Source organism: Rhizobium sp. P2_G2 (genome assembly GCF_056403555.1).
Genome location: NZ_JBFUFF010000049.1, coordinates 25,147 through 47,218, shown reverse-complemented (window position 1 = coordinate 47,218; position 22,072 = coordinate 25,147). Strand labels below are relative to the sequence as shown.

Annotated in this window: 17 protein-coding genes and 1 pseudogene; 8 read left to right on the top strand and 10 right to left on the bottom strand. The window is 61.6% G+C overall.

Annotated elements, in window-relative coordinates; translation table 11 throughout:
* Window positions 1-97, top strand: a pseudogene (locus AC1D06_RS26580) (IS5/IS1182 family transposase); the annotation flags it as partial.
* On the opposite strand, the gene AC1D06_RS26575 reads toward AC1D06_RS26580, so the two are convergent.
* Genes AC1D06_RS26575 through traA form a run of 3 tightly spaced genes read right to left on the bottom strand, consistent with a single transcriptional unit; the run spans window position 84 to window position 5,634 of the window.
* Window positions 84-713, bottom strand: coding sequence for a zeta toxin family protein (locus tag AC1D06_RS26575; protein WP_477988795.1), 630 nt, complete (start codon window positions 711-713; stop codon window positions 84-86). The pseudogene AC1D06_RS26580 and the gene AC1D06_RS26575 overlap by 14 nt on opposite strands.
* Window positions 714-715: 2 nt before the next feature.
* Window positions 716-985, bottom strand: a complete 270-nt coding sequence (locus AC1D06_RS26570; RefSeq protein ID WP_477988794.1) for a hypothetical protein — start codon at window positions 983-985, stop codon at window positions 716-718.
* A gap of 29 nt (window positions 986-1,014) precedes the next feature.
* Complete coding sequence (gene traA, locus AC1D06_RS26565; protein ID WP_477988793.1) at window positions 1,015-5,634, bottom strand: Ti-type conjugative transfer relaxase TraA; 4,620 nt, start codon at window positions 5,632-5,634, stop codon at window positions 1,015-1,017.
* 220 nt (window positions 5,635-5,854) lie between these two features.
* Between traA and AC1D06_RS26560 the strand changes: the two genes are divergently transcribed.
* From AC1D06_RS26560 to traG, 3 genes are read left to right on the top strand one after another with little or no spacing between them, the layout of a single operon-like run.
* Complete coding sequence (locus AC1D06_RS26560) at window positions 5,855-6,139, top strand: TraC family protein (RefSeq protein WP_477988791.1); 285 nt, start codon at window positions 5,855-5,857, stop codon at window positions 6,137-6,139.
* Complete coding sequence (locus tag AC1D06_RS26555) at window positions 6,129-6,362, top strand: conjugal transfer protein TraD (RefSeq protein WP_477988790.1); 234 nt, start codon at window positions 6,129-6,131, stop codon at window positions 6,360-6,362. The genes AC1D06_RS26560 and AC1D06_RS26555 overlap by 11 nt, the downstream gene beginning before the upstream one ends.
* Window positions 6,359-8,278, top strand: coding sequence for a Ti-type conjugative transfer system protein TraG (traG, locus tag AC1D06_RS26550; RefSeq protein WP_477988789.1), 1,920 nt, complete (start codon window positions 6,359-6,361; stop codon window positions 8,276-8,278). The genes AC1D06_RS26555 and traG overlap by 4 nt, the downstream gene beginning before the upstream one ends.
* Window positions 8,279-8,306: 28 nt before the next feature.
* Here the strand turns inward: traG and AC1D06_RS26545 are convergent, their stop codons facing one another.
* Window positions 8,307-8,702: a hypothetical protein gene (locus tag AC1D06_RS26545; protein WP_477988788.1), complete on the bottom strand. Its 396-nt coding sequence runs from the start codon at window positions 8,700-8,702 to the stop codon at window positions 8,307-8,309.
* Window positions 8,703-9,010: 308 nt separating this feature from the next.
* On the opposite strand from AC1D06_RS26545, the gene AC1D06_RS26540 reads away from it, so the two are divergent.
* Window positions 9,011-9,298 (top strand): WGR domain-containing protein, encoded by a 288-nt coding sequence (locus tag AC1D06_RS26540; RefSeq protein ID WP_477988787.1) that lies wholly within the window; start codon window positions 9,011-9,013, stop codon window positions 9,296-9,298.
* 78 nt (window positions 9,299-9,376) lie between these two features.
* On the opposite strand, the gene AC1D06_RS26535 is transcribed toward AC1D06_RS26540, so the two are convergent.
* Window positions 9,377-9,544, bottom strand: coding sequence for a hypothetical protein (locus AC1D06_RS26535; RefSeq protein ID WP_477988786.1), 168 nt, complete (start codon window positions 9,542-9,544; stop codon window positions 9,377-9,379).
* A gap of 355 nt (window positions 9,545-9,899) precedes the next feature.
* Window positions 9,900-10,223 carry a DUF736 domain-containing protein gene (locus AC1D06_RS26530; RefSeq protein ID WP_477988785.1) on the bottom strand — a complete coding sequence of 108 codons (324 nt, stop codon included), beginning with the start codon at window positions 10,221-10,223 and terminating at the stop codon, window positions 9,900-9,902.
* A 460-nt stretch (window positions 10,224-10,683) separates the two neighbouring features.
* Between AC1D06_RS26530 and AC1D06_RS26525 the strand changes: the two genes are divergently transcribed.
* Window positions 10,684-11,304: a hypothetical protein gene (locus tag AC1D06_RS26525; RefSeq protein WP_477988784.1), complete on the top strand. Its 621-nt coding sequence runs from the start codon at window positions 10,684-10,686 to the stop codon at window positions 11,302-11,304.
* A gap of 104 nt (window positions 11,305-11,408) precedes the next feature.
* On the opposite strand, the gene AC1D06_RS26520 is transcribed toward AC1D06_RS26525, so the two are convergent.
* The 4 genes from AC1D06_RS26520 to AC1D06_RS26505 all read right to left on the bottom strand — a co-directional run bounded on the left by AC1D06_RS26520 (window position 11,409) and on the right by AC1D06_RS26505 (window position 19,000).
* Window positions 11,409-12,059, bottom strand: coding sequence for a plasmid pRiA4b ORF-3 family protein (locus AC1D06_RS26520; protein WP_477988783.1), 651 nt, complete (start codon window positions 12,057-12,059; stop codon window positions 11,409-11,411).
* A gap of 92 nt (window positions 12,060-12,151) precedes the next feature.
* Window positions 12,152-13,108 carry a DUF2493 domain-containing protein gene (locus tag AC1D06_RS26515; RefSeq protein WP_477988781.1) on the bottom strand — a complete coding sequence of 319 codons (957 nt, stop codon included), beginning with the start codon at window positions 13,106-13,108 and terminating at the stop codon, window positions 12,152-12,154.
* A 376-nt stretch (window positions 13,109-13,484) separates the two neighbouring features.
* Window positions 13,485-14,516 carry a DUF7146 domain-containing protein gene (locus AC1D06_RS26510; protein ID WP_477988796.1) on the bottom strand — a complete coding sequence of 344 codons (1,032 nt, stop codon included), beginning with the start codon at window positions 14,514-14,516 and terminating at the stop codon, window positions 13,485-13,487.
* Between the two features lie 5 nt (window positions 14,517-14,521).
* Window positions 14,522-19,000 carry a strawberry notch-like NTP hydrolase domain-containing protein gene (locus AC1D06_RS26505; protein ID WP_477988780.1) on the bottom strand — a complete coding sequence of 1,493 codons (4,479 nt, stop codon included), beginning with the start codon at window positions 18,998-19,000 and terminating at the stop codon, window positions 14,522-14,524.
* Window positions 19,001-19,328: 328 nt separating this feature from the next.
* Here AC1D06_RS26505 and AC1D06_RS26500 point away from each other — a divergent pair, with 328 nt between their 5' ends.
* Window positions 19,329-20,633 carry a PDDEXK nuclease domain-containing protein gene (locus AC1D06_RS26500; protein WP_477988778.1) on the top strand — a complete coding sequence of 435 codons (1,305 nt, stop codon included), beginning with the start codon at window positions 19,329-19,331 and terminating at the stop codon, window positions 20,631-20,633.
* A gap of 178 nt (window positions 20,634-20,811) precedes the next feature.
* Window positions 20,812-22,002, top strand: coding sequence for a DUF1173 domain-containing protein (locus AC1D06_RS26495; protein ID WP_477988776.1), 1,191 nt, complete (start codon window positions 20,812-20,814; stop codon window positions 22,000-22,002).
* Window positions 22,003-22,072 lie beyond the last annotated feature (70 nt).

Genomic DNA, 22,072 nt, shown 5'->3' with positions numbered 1-22,072 from the left:
ATATCGAGCTATGGCAACACGTTACGACAAGAACCCAGCCAATTTCCTTGCCGCCGCCAAAATCATTGCTACCCGCATCTGGATCAACGCGTTATGAGTCTACGGCCTAGGTTCTCGCTCTCAAGCTTTTCGAGGCTGATGCGAAGCCCGCCGACAGCGGCATCGTGAATGTGTTGCGGCGGAATCCGCGCCGCCAAACCGGCATGCAGCATTTCCTCGAAGCGATGATGAGCGCCTTGCCAGCTCAGCCGCGGGTTGACCGCGACGGCACGCACCTCCACCGCGTATCCCGCATCGCGCGCTGTCGCGACTACCCGGGCGACATTCTCCGGCGTGCGCATCGTCGTTTCGAAGACGACATTGACCTGCCGCACCGTGGCTGCGGCCAGGAGCTTTTCCGTCCACCGCCCCGCATCCATCTGCGTGTGGCGGGAGGCGGTCTCCGGATCCTGTTGCTGAAACGCCAGGAATTGTGGATGATAGGACCTGAGATCATCGCCGACGATGCGGATCGTCGGCCCGGACCGCGCAAGCTCCGCTTGGCTCGCCGTCAGGACAGCCGTCTTACCCGCGCCCGGTTGCCCGCCGAGCAGAATGAGGCACGGTCGTTCCACCCTGCCAATGTCGTCGGGCAGATAGTCGCGCAAAATGTCGGTTCGGAAGATGCTCTCATTTCTCTCCGGCGAGAGCAGGCCGGATGCCTCCTCCGCCATTGTTAGAACTCCGCCCAGAAGCGGGCCTCGTCCTGGACGCGCGGTCCCCAGACGGCGATGACGTTCTCGACCGTATCAAGCGCGTCAGCCGCGAGGCGCTCCTGGAGATCGAGGAGGTCACGACGGCGATCACGCAACCGGTCGGCCGCGGCGGGATCCTGCGCCTCGAGCTCATAGACGCGTGCCGTGACGATGGCGCGCGCCAGGTTGAGGATCCTGATGGCGATCTCGGTGCGGGCGATCGCGTCGTATCGGATTTCCTGTTCGGCCATGGTTGCTTCCTTTCGTTTCTTCAGAACTCTCAATAGGTGACGCCGCGCGCGCGGTTGATGATGCGCCGGCGGCGCTCGGACAGGATTTCCTCGCTGCCCTGCAGTCGAACCGTCTGCTGGAGAACCTTCAGCCCTTCCTGCATCGCCTCGAATGCACGGCGTTGCGCCGGCGACACGCGATTTATGACGTCCTTCTCGCCGCGCAGGATGGCGTTGCGGCCAAAACGCTCGTCGAGCGCTCGGCTGACCGCCGCAAACTCTTGCGCGACTCGAGGATCGAGCGAACCAGCGGCAATGTCGAGCTTGCTGCCTTTGTTTTTCATCTGCGCTGCCATCTGGCGTAGCGCGTCTTCGGCGGCTTGCGACAATCCGGGAATGGCGACCGCCATGCGGCGGCGCTCTTCGGTGATGGACTGGCGCTCGGCATCGAAGGCGCTTGCATAAGCAACACCAAGCGAGCGCAGTCGGAAGGATGCGTCCGGCACAGCTTGCAGCGCATCCTTGCGTTCCCGGCCGGTGGCGAGCATCCGATCCATCAGGCGATCCGAGCCACGCAGCGCGCCATAGGCGGCAGGATCATTTGTCACGGCCGCCGCGATCCGATCAGGCGCAAAGCCCTTGACGATCAGGTCCTCTATCTTTTCGACAGCGCCGGCCGGATCGCGCCAGATCCGCATAGCTGTCTCGGCGAGAGCAGCACGATTGTGGTGATAGTGCTGGGTGGCCAGCGCTCGTGGGCGCGCTTCATCGTCCACCGGCGTCCGGAACTCCGTGACCGCTGCAAGCATCGGCAGCACGGCAATCGTCTCCTTGCCAACTTCGACGCTAGCGCCGGCGACGACCTTCGACCGGTCCTTGCGCTCGGCCAGATGCTGCTCGTCGCCGAAGCGTCGAACGATCTCGAACAGCCGCGTCAGCTTCCCGCGCCGTTCATCGGTGAGATCCTCGGGCATGCGCTCAAGCACGTTGCGCTCGGCAATCGCATCGGCCTTCGTGGTGAAGGCGCTCCAGCCGAAGCGGGCTGTCAATGCATCGCTCACGGCCTTCACCTCCTGCACGAGCGAGCGATCCTCAGCGGCAAAGGCGAAGGCGGTTTTCCAGGCGTCGTCGCCACCTCGGCTGCGCACCGCCTCGATTTCGACAAGACGTGCCATAGCCTGTTTCGAGATCGTCGGGATCGACAAGGACATATAGGTTCGGCGTGTTTGGTCGCGCTCGCGAAACCGATCAGCATTCCGCCGAAACTCGGTCGCATGGGCGCGGACCAAGGGCAGCAATTCCTCCAAAGCGGCAGTCGCGACAGTGCGTTCGTCGCGCGCTGCCCGCCCCTCGACGATGTTGTCGGACCCGAGCAGACGACCGAGGCGATCCGGCGCCTTACCAACATCAGCCGCAAGCGTTCGAGGTTCGATGCCGGCATCCGAGGCAAGCGCATTCAGCACCGACAGGGCAGCATCCGGATCGCGATATATTTTTGCAAGCAACGGCCGAAGGATTTCCTCCCGCTCCTTCCACCGTGGCGACGAAAGTTGCGCCCGGCGTGCGTCCTCATCGACGCTTCGAGCAAATTCGGTGGTGGGCGGGATCAGATAGCGTCCGGCAGCCGGGATTCCTGCGGCGAGCAAGTCCGCCCTGTCCTCGCTGTAGGACACGCGCCGCTCCCGTTCGATCGCGAACCCGAGCGCCACGCTCGCCCTCTCCCAGAGCTTCGCCACCTGCTCGCGCTTTTCCGCAAGCCAGGCCAGCTGCCGGGAAACGCCCTCTTCCATGCCGGCCGCGACCGCAGCGAACGTGTCGATGCCGCGCCATCGTGCAAAATCCTGCGCATGCGCCCGATAGCCGGCCTCGCTTTCGAAATCGAGCGTCGTGGTCTTGGCCCCAGATCGTCCGAGACGATCGACAAGCTCTTTGAACAGTTCCGGTCGATGGCGCTCGCGCTCGATCCGCTGCTGCCGAGCCTCAGTGGTTTCGAGCTGCTTTGCCGTCCAGACATTGCGATCGACGACGCGTTCTTCGAAATGCCGCGCGCCAGTTTCCTCGTCGACGACCGGTACTTTCACCGTTACCTTTTCGACGCCGTGCTTGCGCAAGGTCACGGTGTCGCCCACCGAGACCCCGGCGTCCTCGAGCGCTTTCGGCAGGCTCACGCCCCAGAGGCGTTGAACGGTTCCGTCGCTGGTCCTGACATCGGCATAGGGGCTTTCCTTTGCATCCTCGTCAGCGGGCCGGAACTTGGCCATTCCTGCTTCGACCAGTTCGCCGGTAACGCCGGCGGCATGATCGACGCGCGGCTTGCGACGCCATTCCGGTTTCGTCTCGAATTCTTCTTTTGCCGCATAAAGATCGGCGCGATCGCGATGTCGGGTCATCGCCACATAAGTCAGATGCTGGTCCATCATGCCGGTGGCGAGCACGAAGGTCCGGTCGACGGTGACGCCTTGAGACTTATGGATCGTCGCGGCATAGCCATGATCGACATTGCGGTAGCTGGCCTCGCTGATGACGACATCGCGGCCATTGTCGAGATGCACCGACAACAACGCATCGCCCCGCTTGTCGCCGGTCGAGACGACCGTGCCCAGCATGCCGTTCTTTACATACTGCGGCCCGAGGTTTTTGGCGCACGGTTCCAGGAAGCGGGCGTTTTCGAGGAAGATGATCCGATCGCCGGCGGCAAACTCCCGCGCCTCCCGCGCGGTCTGAAAGGTGCGGCTGTCGGAGAGTGCGCCCTCCTGCATCATGACATTGCGCAGAGATTCGTTGAGACGCTTCACATCGTCATTGGTATGCGCCAACACCAGCAATTCATCGCCACGAAGACGGCGCGCGTCCTCGCCGCCGGCGGAGTTCCGTAGAAGGTCACGGCGGGCATCGGTCCAATCAGCGACGAGACGTTCGACAATTTCGGCGCGTGTTTCGGCCTCAGCAATGTGGCCATGCTGCGCATAGGCGTTGAGTGCCTCTTCCACCTTGCCGCGGGCAAAAAGCCGCGAGGCTTCGCGCGCCCATTCATCGCGCTGGCGCCGGACGCCCGCAAGTTCGGCAAAGCCGGCGCGCTCCGAAATCGCCCGGAAGGCGGCACCGGCCTGGATCGGCTGAAGCTGCATGGCGTCGCCGACCAGCACCGCTTTTGCGCCTGCATCTTCCACGGCTTTCAGGACGCGGGCCATCTGCTGCGAGGACACCATGCCGGCCTCGTCGACGACAAGCACATCGCCGCGACCCAACAATTCGCGCCCACTTGCCCATGCCAATTCCCAGGATGCCAGCGTGCGCGACCGGATGCCGGAACTGTCCTCCAATCCCTCAGCCGCCTTGCCGGCAAGGGCAGCCCCGATCACCCGCCGGCCTCCGCTTTCCCAGGCAACGCGCGCGGCGGCCAGCAGCGTCGACTTGCCTGCGCCGGCAAGACCGACAACGGCAGCGATACCACTGTCGCCGGTGACTTGGCGCACCGCGTCGACCTGTTCGGCGTCGAGCTTGAAAGGTTTTGCCGGATCGGCCGTTTCGATGCTTTGGACGGCTGCAGCGACTTTGCGCTGCGAGACGCCAAAGCCCTTGCGCTCCGAGAGAACCTCAGCGGACCGCGCCATGTCATATTCGATGCGCAGGATGTCGCGCGTGGTGAACACCGCCGGTTCTGCCGCCTTGCCGCTCTCAGCCGCGAGATGCTGTGGCCTAAGCATGACCAGTTCATCCGATGCCATCAGGCGCGCCCGGATATTGGCGAAATCGACGGGATCGTCGACATAGCGGTGCAGTGCCTTGGCGATATCCTTCTCGTCGAACGTAGAGCGTTCGTTACCGAGCTGCTTTAACAGAAGCGCCGGCTCGGCGAGCAGCCGGTCGGCCATGTCCTGCCGTCGGGCGAGATCGGCCGGCGCGAAATACATCTCGGCGCCCTTGCGGGCGAGCGCCGCCTTCTCCGGCCCGAGATGTTTTTGAGCAATCCCGTCGAGGCCCTGCTCCGCATAAGAGCGACCATCGAGCCGGATCTCATGACCGGCCAATGCCAGATGACGGTTCGCCGTCTCCGCCCAGGCGATTTTCCACGCCTTCATGGTTTCCTTGTCGCCGGCCCAGAGCTTGTAGACAATCTTTCCGTTCGGCCGATCCGGGGTGACGACCCGCAGCGACTCGCCATCCTCGCCAAGCACAGGAACCTTCTTTGGTCCGAACCCCTCCTCGGTCAGGGGACGCAGAGTCGTCATCAGATGGATGTGTGGATTGCCATCCTTGGCGTGAAAAACCCAGTCCGCGACCATTCCCTTCGACGTGAGATTGTCGCGCACGAATTCTCGCACCAGGGCGATATTTTCCGTCCGTGTCAGCTCTTCCGGCAGCGCGATGATCAGTTCGCGGGCAAGCTGCGCGTCGACGCGCGTCTCGAAGGCATCGAGTGCATTCCAGAGCGCCTCGCTGGCCTTGGCCACGGACGGGCCGTCGATCGCCGTCTTTACCCAGGCCGGGATCTGGTCGGGCAGCGCCAGCTCCTCATGCACCAGTTCGGAGGCCCCACCCCGGTAGCTGAAGGACGTGCCAGCCTGTTCGTCCATCATCCGGGCGCGATGGCGATAGGCGGCGGCCGAGACGATACTGCGTCCCGCTCCCCTGCTGATCACCTGCGCTCTGACGAACATGATCGCCACGACTGTCTCCGCATCGTCCAAGCACGTCGCGGCAGCGACGTATATTGCGCCCTCAAACCGATCGGACCGAAGGGCCGATGCCGCTTTTCCGGGACACGGCCTTGTGCCGGAATTCCGGTGCGACGTTTTTGGGTGATTGCAAAATAGCCTATTTAACTATCTATTTCTAGTCCGTATAATTGGCCTTGTTTCGATCAAATCAGAGCGGGAGAAAATCCATATGGCCGTAAAATCATCAATTTCCGATATTGACGCCCAAATCGACAAGCTGCGTGAACGGAGACGATTTTTGACAGTTAAATCCGCCGAACGCTTCGCGCGTGCCGCGACAAAAGTCGGATTGGCGGAGATGGAGATTTCCGACGAGGAGATCGACCAGATTTTTGAGGAGATCGCCGCGCGATTTCGCAAAGCAGAAAAGAAAACGCCTGCCGCCGCTCCTCAAACGCGTCGACCGGCAGATAGCACGGCTGGAACGGAGGCGGCGGTTTCACATGACAGCTGATCGCAAAAGCGAGGCACGCGAAAAATTCTTGTTGGGCGGCATCGTCGTCAAGGCCGGCCTGTCCAAGGTCGACCGGGCCTTCTTGCTCGGCGGATTAATTGAGCTGGCATGCGTGCGGCCGGACTCGGCCGAATACAGACGCCTGCATGAGATCGGAGAGGAGGTGTTCAAGGCCAGGTCATCGAGCACCCTCGCTTTGGACATTGAGGAGCACGTGGAATGACTTCGAAGCGCAGATCGCATCCGAGCCTGCTGCTTGTCCTGGTGCCAGTCGCCGTTACCGCATTGACCGTCTATATCGTCGGTTGGAAATGGTTGGAACTGGCCGCCGGCATGTCGGGAAAGACCTCGTATTGGTTCCTCAGGGCGTCCCCCATACCGGCGCTGTTGTTCGGACCACTTGGAGGACTTTTCACGGTTTTGGTGTTGCCACTGCATCGGCGCCGGCCGATCGCGATGGCCGGCTTGGTGTGCTTTCTCGCCGTTGCCGGCTTTTATTGCTTGCGCGAATACGGACGTCTGGCGCCGCCGGTAGAAAGCGGACTCATCACCTGGGATCGGGCGCTTTCCTATCTCGATATCATGGCGGTGATCGGAGCGCTTGCCGGCTTCATCGCGGCCGCGGCGGCTGCCCGCATATCCGTCGTGGTGCCCGATCCGGTCAAGCGGGCACGACGCGGAACATTCGGCGATGCCGATTGGCTGCCTATCGCGGCGGCAGCAAAACTCTTTCCGCCGGATGGCGAGATCGTCGTCGGTGAACGCTATCGCGTCGATAAGGAAATCGTCCATGCGCTGCCGTTCGATCCGAACGACTGCGCAACATGGGGGCATGGCGGCAGAGCGCCATTGCTGACCTACAAGCAGGACTTCGATTCCACCCACATGCTCTTTTTTGCCGGGTCGGGTGGTTACAAGACCACGAGCAATGTGGTGCCGACGGCGCTGCGCTACTCAGGTCCGCTGATCTGCCTCGACCCGTCCACCGAGGTCGCACCGATGGTGGTCGAACATCGCGCCCGCGTGCTCGGGCGCGAGGTGATGGTACTCGATCCGACAAACCCGATCATTGGCTTCAACGTTCTCGATGGTATCGAGACATCCTTGCAAAAGGAGGAGGATATCGTCGGCATCTCCCATATGCTGTTGTCGGAGAGCCTGCGCTTCGAAAGCTCGACCGGCTCCTACTTCCAGAACCAGGCCCACAATCTTCTGACCGGTCTGCTTGCCCATGTGATGCTGTCGCCGGAATACGAGGGACGGCGAAACTTACGCAGTCTGCGCCAGATCGTTTCGGAACCTGAGCCCTCGGTGCTCGCGATGCTGCGTGACATCCAGGAGCAATCTGCGTCCGCCTTCATTCGCGAAACACTCGGGGTGTTCACCAACATGACCGAGCAGACTTTTTCCGGCGTGTATTCGACGGCATCGAAGGATACGCAGTGGCTGTCGCTCGACAGCTACGCGGCGCTCGTCTGCGGCAATACGTTCAAATCGAGTGACATCGTCTCGGGCAGAAAAGACGTCTTCCTCAACATCCCGGCATCGATCCTGCGCTCCTATCCGGGCATTGGCCGCGTCATCATCGGCTCGTTGATCAACGCCATGGTGCAGGCCGACGGTGCATTCCGGCGCCGGGCGCTGTTCATGCTCGATGAGGTCGATCTGCTTGGCTATATGCGCGTGCTCGAGGAGGCGCGCGACCGCGGCCGCAAGTACGGCATATCGATGATGCTGATGTACCAGTCGGTCGGGCAGTTGGAACGGCATTTCGGGAAAGACGGAGCGACGTCATGGATCGACGGTTGCGCTTTCACGAGTTATGCCGCGATCAAGGCGCTCGATACAGCGCGCAACGTCTCAGCCCAATGCGGCGAGATGACCGTCGAGGTGAAGGGAAGCTCGCGCAATATCGGCTGGGACACGAAAAGCGGCGCATCGCGCAAATCGGAAAACGTCAACTTCCAGCGCCGACCGCTGATCATGCCGCACGAGATTACGCAATCGATGCGCAAGGACGAGCAGATCATCATCGTCCAGGGGCATAGTCCGATCCGCTGTGGCCGCGCAATCTACTTCAGGCGGAAGGACATGAATGTGGCGGCGAAGGCCAATCGGTTCGTCAAGGCGGTCCCGTGAACGCTATAGCCGCCCCACTGGGAAATGCCTATCGATCTCGCCGGCGATACCGGGCGAACGGGTCCTCCGCGCCGGGTGGCGTGAACCAATCGAGAAAAATCGTATAGCCGACCGCAAAGGTCACGAGCCCGATCGCCATCAGACCGAACGCCCAGAAGGGCATGCCGTTGGCCGCGCCGGGATGGGCGTAGACGGTGATCGATATCGGCACCATGACGACCGCAGTGAGCATCATGAAACCGGTGAACGGGCGGAACATGCAAAGGATAAAGAAAACGAAATACCACGCGCTATAGAGAGCCGCCTTCGCGATAGCTACGGCGATCGTGAATGGAAGCCGGATGATGAATTGAAACAGGCCGGAGGCTGCGCTTTCGTCCGAGGCGTCAGTTTCGAGATCGGCAGCCGGTGGATGACTGGACATCATAGACTCCTCAAGACAAAAGACTGTCCAATTTCTGAGAGTCTAATGGTAGATGGAGATCAAAGCAAGAACGGCAGGAATCGGCCCGGCATTGTCGTTCTGCGGAGGGATCGTGACCGAAGGCGGAGACGGCGCAGCCGGCTCCGTGAGCGGCGCGAAGCAACGCGAGTAGAGCCCGGCGCCGAAGGCGGTTCGCCCGGAAACCTTTCCGCTGTACGAAACGATCGATCACGAAAATGAATCGCCACGCCACGACCGATTCATAAGTGTCGTTGGACCTGCGTTCCTCAATCGGCGAGTCTTGTCCCATGCTCGCTCAACCCTATCAGCTCTATGTCGAACGCGCGGACACCGCCAAGAATATGGCGCGTTTCTACGCGCTGTCCATCGAGCTGACGCTTTTCGGCACGCCCTGCCTGACACGGCGCTGGGGACGCATCGGAACCGCCGGACAGACGATGGTGCATCACTTCGATCGGGAGGAAGATGCAGTGCAGCTGTTCCTCGAACTGCTGCGGATAAAGCGCAGTCGTGGCTATAAGACAAGACGATCAGCGAGCGCCGGAATGGGTACGGATTGGCGCCGAGAGACGTAACAGCAAGAATAGCGAAGCTAAGTCAGATGCGCCGGTCGATCCGGCGCATCTGACCAGAAGACACGACAAAAGCCTCCCTCAGAAGGGAGGCTCGGCGTCGATGATGCCCTCCTGCTCGGCAACCGCTACGGCCAGCTCAGCCTGAGCCATCTCCAGCTCGCCTTCGATCTGGCGGCGCTCAGCGGGATCGGCGTTGCGGAGCTCAAGGCGGAGCATTTCGATGATGTCTTCGATGCAAGTGGTCATTGTCGTCTCCTTGACGTTTGTGAAAGACGACTGCGGCGGTCATGGCGGGATGGAGGGGTCAAGGATTGCGCAAGCAACCGGCGGAGCCGGCGAGTGGGGGAGCCGATTTTGTTGGAGCGGAGTGAAACGAAGCGGAGGCAAAATTGGGGGAACCGCTCGTCCTTGAGGCCTCCGTCCCGCCATGACATTATCGGACGGTCTGAGCAGACATTTCGGGTTCGTGTGGCACCAAAAAGCCGGCAACGGGCTCGAAGCCCGTTGCCGGATTAGGAAATCCGACCTCACTGAGGTTCCGTGCCAGTGAACCAATCCTCGCGGTGAGAGCCGGCCCCATTGTTGAGGCCGGCAGATCAGTTCAAGCCGGGCTGTTCCAGAGGATGACCTTGCGGTTCGGCTCGCCACCCGGGGCCGGCGCGAGGTTGCCGAAGATCACGCCGATCTCGGGGGCCTCCAGTTTGACCGAGAGGTATTCCTCGCCGGTCTGGCGGGCGATGCGGTTCCAGCCTGCGCCGATCTCGAAGCCGGTCTTGCGGTGGATGATGCGGTAGTCGGGCGCTTCGTCGCTCGCCTTGTTGGCGTTCGGGACGATGGCGATGGGGGCGTTGACCCGGATGGTGGCGAAAACGCCTTCGAGAGTGCCGTCGGTCTTCTCGGTCAGGGTTGCGATCGTGGTAGCCATGGTTCTGTCTCCTTCGGTTGCTCGGGATCATTCCCGATGGCGCACGAAGAGACGGCCGACCTGCTGCGGTCAGCTCGTCTGAAAATTTTGCAAAATTCTATTTTCCGCCGAGACCAAAGAACCGAAATTGAATTTTGCAAAAATTTCGGGCGAGTCTTACCCCTTCAGGGGTTGGCCGCAAAAGCAGGCGGTCGTCTATACGAGCGACATAAACGGGAATGGTTCGGCGCAACCGAAGGGCAGGAAATACCATCCTGGCCGCCCGGTCCGGCGCTGCGGGATTCGGCCGCGCATCCGTTTGAGCACTTCGCCGCAATCCCAGTCTACACTATTCCCCAAGCGTGTGCCCGGCCTCAGCAACGGATGAAACATCCGCTTCCCGCATTTACAATCGACAATATCGCAATCATCTCACTGTTTGCGGCGCGGTCGGAGATCCGCGAGGGTTCGGTTCGATCGCATGGAAAGAATCGTCGACACGTTCCTGCGTCCGACATGGAGGTGGCAGGTTGCAAGATCAGAACCTCCGATCCTAGCCGTCTCGTCCGACGACACTTGCGAGTCGGTCGGCATCGTCCAATTCACGCTGCTGATGGGTGCATTTGCGCGTTTTTTGGATGGAAATGGATGGACCATTGGATGGCACCCCTCGATACCTCCACGATACGGATCACACCAGAAATACTGTCGCTCATTGCCGAGATCGATGAATTCAAAGGGGCATGGCACGCCGCTCGGCCGAATTGCGCCGGATCGGCTATCGAGTTTGAGTCGGGTCGCGACCATTAAAAGCATCGGTTCTTCCACGCGCATCGAAGGGGCAAAGCTAAGCGACCGCGAGGTCGAGGCACCGCTGTCCAACCTGCGCATCGGCTCCTTTACCACACGGGAGGAGCGGGAGGGGGCTGGTTATGCTGCAGTCATGGAGACGATCTTCAATGCCTATGATGCGATCCCTTTGACAGAAGACCATAGGCGCGAAGACTGTGCCGCAGGCTTCGTGGAACCGGCTCGCGGGAAGCAAAGCCCGGATGATCCGCTGGATAGTGTCTTAAACCTCGAGGCCGAGCACGACAGATGAGTTGGCAACAGGCAATCGTCGACCGGGCAGAAACTCACGCCTCATCATTGTACCCTTCGCCGCGCGCCAGCCCGTCGATTTCCGCGCCGAAGAGATCCTTATGCTCATCCGGCATCTCCGAGGCGAGATAGGCGCGCCGCAGCTCGCCGCGCTTCGGCCTTCTGATACAGCCGGCGCTTCACGCCCGAGCGCAGTGCGTTACGCACATCCTTCTCTACGACCGCCAGATCGAACCATTCCGGATCGAAATGCCCACCACACCAACGTTTCATATCTCCGTGTTCGGGGTCCTCTTTGTCCGACATGACCTCCAGAAAGCGCTCATAGCCGAGCACGCCGCCGACATCCTCAGGCGGTCGGGCACGTGCTCCACCAATGCAGACCCCATGCTTGGGCATGGTGTCGAGGGCCTTGAACTCCTCGACGACGACCGAATGGCGCCAGCTATCGCCGAAGTCGTAAAGATAGCTGAAAATGGCTCCGTGCTCGAAATCGCGAAGGCGAACCTCACGAAAATCGAAGACACGAGGATCGTCATAGGAGGCATCCTCGGTCAACAGCTCCACGTCGCCGTAGCGCAAGCCGCCGATCCGGAATTCATGAAGATGATAGTTCCACCAGTTAAAGGCGGCCTGAATGGCAAGATGCAGTTGTTCAAGCGTCCAGTGCGACGGCAATACCAGCCGGCGCCAGACCGCCGGCTCGATCTCGTCGAGTGAAACATGAATTTGTACGGCGTTGATGGCTTTGAACATGCCGCATCAGTGAACAGCATGGACCGGGGAAGGTCAAGCCGAGGCCGGCTTCCATAGTCGGAAGAACGCCATGCGGTAGAACCCGCATGGCGTCATGACACAGTCACTCCCGCGCCATCACGCGCCGCCTGCCAGACCGGGATGCCGAGCCGACGAGCTTTGTCGGCAAGATTGCCGGTGATGCCGGAGCCGGGAAAGAGGACGACGCCGGCGGGCATGACCGAAAGCATGTCGTCGTTGCGGCGGAAGGGTGCCGCCTTGGCGTGCTTCGTCCAGTTCGGCTTGAAGGCGATCTGCGTCACCTTGCGCGCCTCGGCCCAGCACGCCGCGATGCGTTCGGCTCCCTTGGGCGAGGCCCCGTGCAACAATACCATGTCGGGATATTTGGCATGCACCTGATCGAGCTTCGCCCAGATCCGTTCATGATCGTTGTAGTCGATGCCGCCGCCAAAGGCGATCTTGGTGCCGGCCGGGATCAGCACTTCGGTCTCGGCGCGGCGGCGGGCGGAGAGGAAGTCCTTGGAGTCGATCATAGCCGCGGTCATGTTGGCGTGGCTCACCTTGGACCCGGTGCGCGGCCGCCAGGCCGATCCAATCTGGGCTTCGAAGAGGTCGGCCGCATGGTCGCGCATGAATTCGAAGGCATTGCGGCGCTCAAGAAGCGTGATGCCTTCGGCGACAAGGCGTTCGAGCTCGACGCTCTTCACCTCCGAGCCGTCCTGCTCTCGCTGACCATTGCGCTGCCCATCCTCGTTGCGCTGCAGCTCGCGCTGAATGCGCTCGCCGGCGCGATGGAAGAGGTTGACCGTCGACCAGAGCAGGTCTTCGAGGTCGGGCTCCAGCCGCGTGTCGCCGAGCATCTCGAACAAGGCGTCGAACATTGCAGTCAGCGCCGACTGGACGACCGGCTCCTCTGGCAGTGGGCGCGGGTCCGGTTCGTCCTGGAAGGGGCGATGGCCGTAGATCTGCATTTCGTAGATGAAGCGGTCGGTCGGAGAAGAGGCGTGGTGGGGCTCGAAGGCGTCGTCGATGGGAAGGACAAGGTTCATGATGGTCTCCGTCGGTTTGGGCCGCGCCTCTCGCGGCCTGACGGCGATCCCTGTCCATGCGGCGGCGGGCCGGAACCGCGAGCGCAGCGAAGCGGCCCAGCGTGAGCGCCGGGCGGCGGAAGGAGGGTTTCTTGTCTCGCGAGGAATGCCGGGCCATCGCATCGGCCCGAACAGCGGGAACCGGTTTTCGGAGCAGCCGATGCGTGAGACATGGCCCGGCAGGGGAAGAAACCTGACCGACCCGCTGAAGGCCCGCCAGCCGCATGGTAAGGGTCGCCTCTCGGCAGGCCCGCAGGCGCGCGCTCATCCGAACGGCGAGCGGCCGGAGACTGGCCTTCCCGCTACGACACGCCCCTCACCTCGCCAGCTAGCCCGATCATGCGGGCAGAAAGGCCGGAACATCGTCCGGCGCGAGCTGGGTCCTAAGATTCGCGATCAACCGCTCCGCTCCGAGCCAGCGCAGGTCCTCGTTGAAGTCGCCAAGCTCGGGGGAAAGCACGAGCGGCAGGATCCCGAGCGCCTGCGCGCGGCGGCTCAATCCCTCGATGCCGTGCCGGCCGGCCGCGTCTGCATCAGCTGCGATGTAGAGGCGCCGGCAGCCATCGGGCAATCGGAAGGCGGCAAGGTGATTGGCGGTCAGCGCCGAGACCATCGGCATGCCTGGCATCACATGCGCAAGCGACAGGATGCTTTCGAGCCCCTCGCCTGCGGCCATGACCGAGACGGACCCCTGGGCGGGGAACCGAAAGCGCACGGCGTTTCCGAGCAGCTCACCGAGCGCGCGGCGGGGATCGTCAATCCTCGCCTTGCCGTCACCCGCCGGGTCGAGCCAGGTGCGATGCACACCGGTGATGACGCCGGAGCGGTCGGTCACGGCCGCGATCAAGGCCGGATAGCTGTTCGTTCGGCCAGTCGTGAGATCCCGATAGTAGCAGGACGGGTGGAAGCGCAGGGACGAATGCAAAGACGCCCGCAGGATGCCGCGCTGGCGCAGATAGCTATCAGCCAGCGTACCAACGAGCGGCACTGCCATCCGGAACAGGCGTCGTGCGCGGTCGTCTGCCGGTCTATCGACCGGCACATCGGTTTGGGCGCCGCCCCTACGGGACGGCACCGGTTGGGGAAGGCTAAGGAAACGCCGCGCCTCATCTGCGACATCACGGAAATCCACCAACCCGCAGGTTTCCCGAACGAGGTCGAGCAAATCGCCATATTGTGAGGTCGCGGCATCTGTCCACCGCCCGGCACGCGGGCCGGAGAGATGGACATAGAGCGACTTGCCTTTGCTGTTGGCGACGTCGCCGACGATCCAGTAGTTGCCGGCCCGATGGCCGGCGGAGAGGTAGTGACGGCAGACCGCCTCGGCGTCACACGCGAGACGATCTGCCAATTGGGCAGCCGACAGCATGGCGGTCACGCCCGCCCCGTGATATCGACGATTGGATGCCGTTCTAGGAGCCGAGACAGGATCGCCGATCCCTCATCCGACGTCGGAATGAAGAACCTGAGCTTCCAGGCGATCATCTCGGAGAACAGACCCATGGATCTGAGCCTGTCTCGCATCCCGTCGGTGAAGCCGCTGAGTTCGACACGATAGTCGTTCATCACCCGAACGCGCCGCAACGTCATATTGCCGGCAAGGCCGACGACCGCGGTGCCGCCTAGAAGCGATCCCCAGATCTGGGCGGCGCTGATGACCTCAGTCTGGTCGAGCCCGAAATTCCGGCACAGCCGGGCAAGGCCCTCCGAAGAGATCAAGCGGCCGACAATGCGCTCCCCCTCGTCGGTCTCCAGACGATAGACCCGGCAAAAGTCCTGCGGCAGCAATTTCCAGATCGGCAGCAGGAGGCCGGAGACGACGTGCATGGTCGAGATCGAAAATTCCGGGAGATTGGCGATTTCGGCATTCCATGTGGCCGAAAAGATCTCCTCGTCGGCCTCCTCCCAGTTGGTTTCGTCGAGCTGGCGCACCTCGAAACGGATTTCGTCCATCGGACGGATGAGCGCGATGCGCGGTTGGACCGAGCCATCATCGAGCATCACCGAGCGGGTCGGAATCTGCACAGCCGGGCGGCCGGACTTGCCGTTCACCATCAGCCTAGCGCGGGGGTCGCGCGCGCCAAGCGCTAAGGCATCGGCGAGCATCATCGGCCTGTTGCGATCCATGCGCTCGATCGTCAAGAGATGCGTCTCAGCGCCTGTGACCGGATGGGTGTAGACAAGCTTTCGGTCCTTCACCGTCATCCGGTCCGCGGTCAGCGTCTCCAGGCCCTTGTCGTAGACACCGGCGGCGATAGCGCCCTCGATCCGGGCAGACAGCAACTGTTCGAAGGCGTCGAACAACAGGTTCTGCATCGCAACCGTCAGCGCCAGCATGCGGTTGAGGAAGGTATGGATCGGCGGCAGTTCGTCCTTCAGACCACCTTCCTCGGCGGTCAGCGAAAGCCCGGTGATCATCTCGAATTTCTCCAGCGAGCAGCCGGCGACGCCACCACGGTGGATGAGCTTGTAAAACTGCCTGAGCGCATCGCGGGCATATTGGGATTCGAGATTATCCTCGCTCCTGAACATGCCCTGCCCGCCTGTCTGTCGTTGGCTGCGTGTAATTGCGCCGAGCGTGTCGAGACGCCGGGCGATGGTCGACAGGAAACGGCGCTCCGCCTTGACGTTGGTGGCGATCATGCGGAAGCGCGGAGGCTGCGCCTGGTTGGTACGATGGCTGCGCCCGAGGCCCTGGATCGCCACGTCGGCCCGCCATCCGGCTTCGAGGAGATTGTGCAGGCGTGTGCGTTGGTTCTTCGCGCCGAGGTCGGCATGATAGGAGCGTCCCGTGCCGCCGGCTTCGGAGAAGATCAGTATCGGCTTTTCGTCGTCCATGAAGGCGCGGGTCTCGTCGAGATTAGCGCTTCCCGGCCGGCTCTCGACGGCGAAGCGATCGATCGTGCCGCCGTCATCGTCGCGGCGAACAATCCGGCGCGAGCGACCGGTGATCTCGGCAACGCGTTCCGTCCCGAAATGCTGGACGATCTGGTCGAGTGCAGTCGGGACCGCGGGCAGGCTGCCCAGTCGTTCCAGCAATGCGTCGCGGCGTGCGACCGCTTCCTGGCATAGGACCGGGTTGCCATTGGCGTCATAGACCGGCCGAGACAACAGGTTGCCTTCGGCGTCCGAATATTCCTCGAAAAGCTGGGTCGGGAAGGAGTGGTTGAGATATTCCGCGACGATCTCGCGCGGCGTGACGTCCACCTGAATGTCGCCCCACTCCTCGGTCGGGATTTCCGCCAGCCGGCGTTCGGTGAGCGACTGGCCGGTGGAGATGATCTGCACGATCGCCGCATGGCCCTCCTCCAGATCCTTGGTCGTTGCGCCGATCAAGGCCGGGGTCTTCATCGAGGTCAAAAGGTGATTGAAGAAGCGCTGCTTCGAGCTTTCGAAGGCGGACCGGGCAGCGGCTTTGGCATTTTTGTTGCGCGTGGTGCTGTTGCTGACGATGCCGCTGGCTTCGAGTGCCTCGTTGAGATTGTTATGGATGATCTGGAAGGCCTCGGCATAGGAATCGTAGATGCGGACCTGTTCCTTAGTCAGTTCGTGCTCGAGGATGTCGTATTCCACGCCCTCGAAGGACAGGGATCGGGAGGCGTAGAGCCCCATCGCCTTGAGATCGCGCGCCAGCACCTCCATGGTCGCCACCCCGCCGTCTTCGATCGCCGCGATGAACTCCGATCGGGTCGAGAACGGAAAGTCGGCGCCACCCCAAAGGCCAAGGCGTTCGGCATAGGCGAGCGATTCTACCTCCGACGCGCCGGTTGCCGAGACATAGACGACGCGGGCATCCGGCAGAGCGCGCTGCAGGCGAAGGCCGGCACGGCCTTGCTGCGAGGCGGCCTTTTCGCCGCGCTCGGATTTGCCGCCGGCGGCATTGGCCATGGCGTGGCCTTCATCGAAGATGACGACTCCGTCGAAAGGCTTTGCTTTCCCTGTCGCGGCTTGGCCGCTCCCCGCCTCTTGCCCAAGCCAATCGACGATCTGCTGGACGCGCGATCGCTTGCCTTCACGCTCGTCGGTGCGCAACGTGGCGAAAGTGACGAAGAGGATGCCCTCGTCGAGTTTGATTGGCTTTCCCTGTCGGAAGCGCGACAGCGGCGTGACGAGCAGCTTTTCCTGGCCGAGCGCGCTCCAGTCGCGCTGGGCATCCTCGATCAGGGTCTCGGATTTCGAGATCCACAAGTGGCGGCGGCGGCCCTGGAGCCAATTATCCAAAATGATACCAGCAGCCTGGCGGCCTTTGCCGGCACCCGTGCCGTCGCCGAGAAACCAGCCGCGGCGAAAGCGGACAGCGCCCTCCGCCTCGGGCGCGACGGCCTTGAGATTGTCGAAGGTGGCATCAACGGACCAATGGCCGGCGAGATAGCCGGAGTGAGCCTCGCCTGCATAGATCACGCTTTCAAGCTGGGCATCGGACAAGTCGCCGCCGGTGATGATGCGTTTCAGCAGACGCGGCCGATAGGTCGGCTTCGGTGGCGCGACCGATGCCATGGCGACGGATTCGACCAGCTTATCCGGGTGGGGCTGTGCGTCCGGGATATGGATCGCCTGCAGCCGATAGGGCTCATAGATGCCATCGGCGACGTCGACGCGGGCGCTCGGCGCCGCGTCGCGCAGTTCATAGTCGAGCGTGACAATCTCGTCGTCGACACAGCCCGCCGGCGGAAATGCGGGTCGCTGTGCGCGGACAGCGGGCGATGTCCGGCTTGCCGGAGCGATCACGGCCGCGGGACGCAAGGTGTCGGCGGCCTTGCGTGCGGCCATTTTTGCCGCGCAGGCGCGTAAGATGCCGTTGGAAAGCGCACCGATCGAGTTCGGCGCGGTCGAAGGCGAGCGCGGTGGAAGGCCCGCAATCCATGACAGCAGCGTTTCCAGGTCGGGAGCGACACCATGCGAGGTGATGAGGTTCGTGGGATCTGCGGCGGCAATCTTGTCGATCACAGTCAGGCGGGTTTCCATCGTCGTGCCGTGCCGGACATAGACAGAGCCATCGATGGCGGCGCTGAACAGCACCGTGCCGCGGGCCCGCAGGCGGACGAAGGCGTCGCGCCATTTGGGATTGTCTGGAGAAAGGCTGGAGCCGGTGATCGCCACAAGCCGGCCGCCGGGCGCAAGGCGCGCGAAGGCAGAGGCGAGATGACGCCATGCAGCGTCGACTATGCGGCCGTCGACATGAACACCGGCCGAAAACGGCGGGTTCATCAAGATGACCGTCGGACGAACCGAACGGTCGAGATAGTCATCGATGTGGGCCGCGTCGTGCTGCGACACCGCCGATCCCGTGAATAGTTGCTCCAGGAGATCGTGGCGGACCGGCGCATATTCATTGAGAGAAAGGCGCGCATGCTCGAGTTCGGCGAAGATTGCCATGAGCCCGGTTCCGGCGGACGGTTCGAGCACGGTGTCGTCCGCCATGATGCCGGCGGCCCGCGCCGCGACAAGACCAAGTGGCAGCGGGGTGGAAAATTGTTGGAGCTGCTGGCTTTCTTCCGAGCGCCGCGTGTGGGTTGGGATCAGGCCCGCAACCTTGGTTAGCATGGCAAGTGCTGCCTGCGGCGCGTTCGCACGGGCGGAAATCGCCACGCCGAACTTGCGCAGGAACAGGACCTGCGCCACCTCGGTCGACTCATAGGCATCTTTCCATGCCCAAAAACCTTCGGCGTCCGAGCCGCCGAAAACATTCATCAGGATTGTGCGGAGGTCGGCGGCGCCGATGGCCTGGCCGCGTTCGAGAAGCGGCAAAAGCTGATGGCCGGCGAGGAGAATTTTGCCGGAGCGGCCGGTGCGATCGGCGGGAGCAAGCGAGCTGGCGGACGCGTTTGCGGCGCCTGTTGTGATGATGTTCATGGCAGACCCTGTCGAGAGCGGAAAAGGAACGGCCCGCCCGGACGCTCTCCAAACCCCGGCAGGCCAACCCTTTCCGGCCCCTCTCTCCCTCCTCTCCAATCCCACATCCTGCTTCAAGCAACGGCGTAGGCTCAACGCGATGGCCACTGCTCCCAAATTTCGTCAACTCGGCTTCCGATCAACGGCCGGCAGATTTTCACCGACCAATATTTCGATACAAATTTTGGACTGATGCCAGATCTCCGATGGCGGCAGAGGAAATATCACGTGGCATTTCGCTGAAAAATGGATGCAGCATTTGTGAGCTACAGCTGCTAAAGACTCGCGCATGACCACTCTTGTCCCTGCATCCGACGGCAGTTACGCTTCCCTGCTTGCCGAGCTGAAGAAAAGGATCCAAGCCGCTCGCCTCAAGGCGGCCGTCGCCGTCAATCGAGAGCTGATTGTCCTTTATTGGAGTATCGGCCGCGACATTCTCGCCCGCCAAACGAGTGAGGGATGGGGCGCTCGCGTGATTGATCGGCTCGCTGCCGATCTTCGACGTGATTTTCCCGAAATGACAGGCCTTTCGCCACGAAACCTCAAATATATGCGTGCATTTGCCGAGGCATTTCCCGACGAAGCAATTGTGCAACAGCTTGTTGCACAATTGCCGTGGGGCCATAATGTGAAGCTCGTCGAGAGCCTGAAAACGCCAGCAGAGCGGCTCTGGTATGCCCGCCAGGCAGTAGAGCATGGATGGAGCCGCAACGTGCTGGCGCATCAGATCGAAAGCGGCCTCCATCGGAGACAAGGAAAGGCACTGACCAATTTTGCCCGGACGCTGCCTCCACCGCAATCGGACTTGGCTCAAGAACTCGTCAAAGACCCGTACAGCTTTGATTTTCTGGCCCTCGGCCCAGCAATGTCTGAACGCGAACTCGAACAGGGCTTGCTCGAACATCTGCGGTCGTTGATCCTCGAGCTTGGCAAAGGCTTCGCCTTTGTCGGCAGTCAACACCACCTCGAGGTCGGCGGCCAGGACTACTATCTTGATCTTCTATTCTATCACCTACGGCTGCGCTGTTTCGTCGTCGTCGAACTCAAGATCGAAGAGTTCAAGCCGGAATTCGCCGGGAAGATGAACTTCTATCTTTCCGCAGTCGATAATCAGCTCAGACACGAGTCTGACGGCCCAAGCATCGGCATTATCCTGTGTAAGGGCAAGAATGAGGTTATTGTCGAATACGCTCTTCGTGATTCAACCAAGCCGATGGGCGTTGCGGAATATAGGCTTTCTGCCGCGCTACCCGAACCGTTTCAGGGAGAGCTGCCGACGGAGGCCGAATTTGCACAAGAGTTCCCGCTAATGTCGCTCGTCAAACTTCGCATCGAGATCGAACGCGAAATGCGCTTGATAGTGGATGAGCGGATCGGAAGTGACGATCCTCTGACTATCACATCGATGCTGACGCATCTGCAGAGACTTGGGTTAGCCCCCGACGCTGTCGACCGATTCCGTCGTGCCTTAATCGCGATGAACCGTGCAGCGCATGGGCTGAACGTCTCGACTGCGGATACAATCGAAGCAAACGAGATTTCAAATGCTTTTCTTGCCGAGCTACGAACGATCCGCAATGGACGATCTGGGTGACATACCATCTGTGAAGCCCCCTCGATTGCCGCGCCAACGTCTCCCCTTCACAGACGGCGCCGACAGTGTTGACCCCTGTCATCCAAGGTTGATCGGCAATCGAATTTTACTGAAGAATTTGCGATAGTAAAACACGTTCTGCTCGTGTAGCTTCCCTCGAGGAATGGGGAGAACAGAGGTGCGGAAGTTCGCAATAGGTGATCGGCTATTCGAGGAAACCTCGCCTGACTTGCGGGCTTTCTTCCCGCTGGCCTACGAGAAAAGACTGCGCCCGCTGTGCATGTGCAAGGAGCCGGCGGCACCGATGTATATTGCGAGGGTCGAAGACCAATATCTTGTCAAGCGGATGCCACTGTCCGGACGTGATCACGATCCGTCCTGCTCTTCCTACGAGCCGCCCTACGAATTTTCCGGCCTCGGCCCACTGATCGGCAAAGCAATCCAGATTGATTCCAACGGCAATGCCAATCTGAAGCTCGACTTTTCTCTGACGAAACGAGGAGCCCGAACGGCGCCAAGCGCAGTCGCGGAACCTTCGGAACCCGACATCCGCAGCGAGCCGAGAAAGCTGTCGTTGCGAGCGATGCTCCACTATCTTTGGGAGGCCGGCGAATTGACGGAATGGCGTTCGACCTGGTCTGGCCGTCGCGGCTGGGGCCGGGTGCGCGCATGCCTCACCAATGCCGCCTCGCAAATGACGGCAAGGGGCAGTTCTTTGAGCGACATGCTGTTCGTGCCAGAAGTGTTTCATCCTGAAGACAAGGAGGGGATTGCCGCGAGACGCGCTACTGCGCTGAAGAGCGTACAGGCCATGGGCTCGGGACCGCGCAGGCTGATGGTGATCGTCGCCGAGGTAAAGGAGTTCTCCGCGGCGCGAGAGGGACATAGGATCGTCCTGAGGCACATGCCCTTTCCCCTGATGATCGAAGACGGAGCATGGAAGCGGCTTTCGGYGCGCTATGAAACGGAACTTGAACTCTGGCGCTCGAGCGAGGCATTCCATTTGGTTGTCATCGCCACCTTCGGCGTTTCGGCGGCCGGCATTGCATCGGTGGAAGAGGTTGCCCTGATGGTCGTCAATGAAAACTGGCTGCCGTTTGAGGATATCCACGAATTGCGGCTTCTGGAGAAGCTGAGCCATCTAAAGCGAAAGAGCGTCAAGGGGCTGCGCTTCAACTTGCCACGCGACGCGCCGATCGTGTCCGTGACGCTTCCCGAACAAAAGCCGGCACCTGTCGCGATGTTCATTGTTCCTGCGAGTGGGGGACATGAGTACGAGCAAGCCCTTGAGGAGATGGTCGGAGCAATACCGGAGATCACCCCCTGGGTCTGGCGCGTGGCCGACGGCGAAATGCCGAGCTTGCCTTGACGTCAACGCCAGAGCGTTGACAGTCCAAAACCGACCGTACATTTCCGGCTAATTTAAAGTGAAAGCGCGT

Excerpts from the sequence above, each read along its gene's own strand:
- AC1D06_RS26500 (WP_477988778.1), top strand. The coding sequence starts at position 19,329 with ATGACCACTCTTGTCCCTGCATCCGACGGCAGTTACGCTTCCCTGCTT.
- AC1D06_RS26570 (WP_477988794.1), bottom strand. The coding sequence starts at position 985 with ATGGCCGAACAGGAAATCCGATACGACGCGATCGCCCGCACCGAGATC.
- AC1D06_RS26515 (WP_477988781.1), bottom strand. The coding sequence starts at position 13,108 with ATGAACCTTGTCCTTCCCATCGACGACGCCTTCGAGCCCCACCACGCC.
- AC1D06_RS26535 (WP_477988786.1), bottom strand. The coding sequence starts at position 9,544 with ATGACCACTTGCATCGAAGACATCATCGAAATGCTCCGCCTTGAGCTC.
- AC1D06_RS26505 (WP_477988780.1), bottom strand. The coding sequence starts at position 19,000 with ATGAACATCATCACAACAGGCGCCGCAAACGCGTCCGCCAGCTCGCTT.
- AC1D06_RS26545 (WP_477988788.1), bottom strand. The coding sequence starts at position 8,702 with ATGTCCAGTCATCCACCGGCTGCCGATCTCGAAACTGACGCCTCGGAC.
- AC1D06_RS26575 (WP_477988795.1), bottom strand. The coding sequence starts at position 713 with ATGGCGGAGGAGGCATCCGGCCTGCTCTCGCCGGAGAGAAATGAGAGC.
- AC1D06_RS26540 (WP_477988787.1), top strand. The coding sequence starts at position 9,011 with ATGCTCGCTCAACCCTATCAGCTCTATGTCGAACGCGCGGACACCGCC.
- AC1D06_RS26555 (WP_477988790.1), top strand. The coding sequence starts at position 6,129 with ATGACAGCTGATCGCAAAAGCGAGGCACGCGAAAAATTCTTGTTGGGC.
- AC1D06_RS26525 (WP_477988784.1), top strand. The coding sequence starts at position 10,684 with ATGGAAAGAATCGTCGACACGTTCCTGCGTCCGACATGGAGGTGGCAG.
- traG (WP_477988789.1), top strand. The coding sequence starts at position 6,359 with ATGACTTCGAAGCGCAGATCGCATCCGAGCCTGCTGCTTGTCCTGGTG.
- AC1D06_RS26560 (WP_477988791.1), top strand. The coding sequence starts at position 5,855 with ATGGCCGTAAAATCATCAATTTCCGATATTGACGCCCAAATCGACAAG.
- AC1D06_RS26510 (WP_477988796.1), bottom strand. The coding sequence starts at position 14,516 with ATGCTGTCGGCTGCCCAATTGGCAGATCGTCTCGCGTGTGACGCCGAG.
- AC1D06_RS26530 (WP_477988785.1), bottom strand. The coding sequence starts at position 10,223 with ATGGCTACCACGATCGCAACCCTGACCGAGAAGACCGACGGCACTCTC.
- AC1D06_RS26520 (WP_477988783.1), bottom strand. The coding sequence starts at position 12,059 with ATGTTCAAAGCCATCAACGCCGTACAAATTCATGTTTCACTCGACGAG.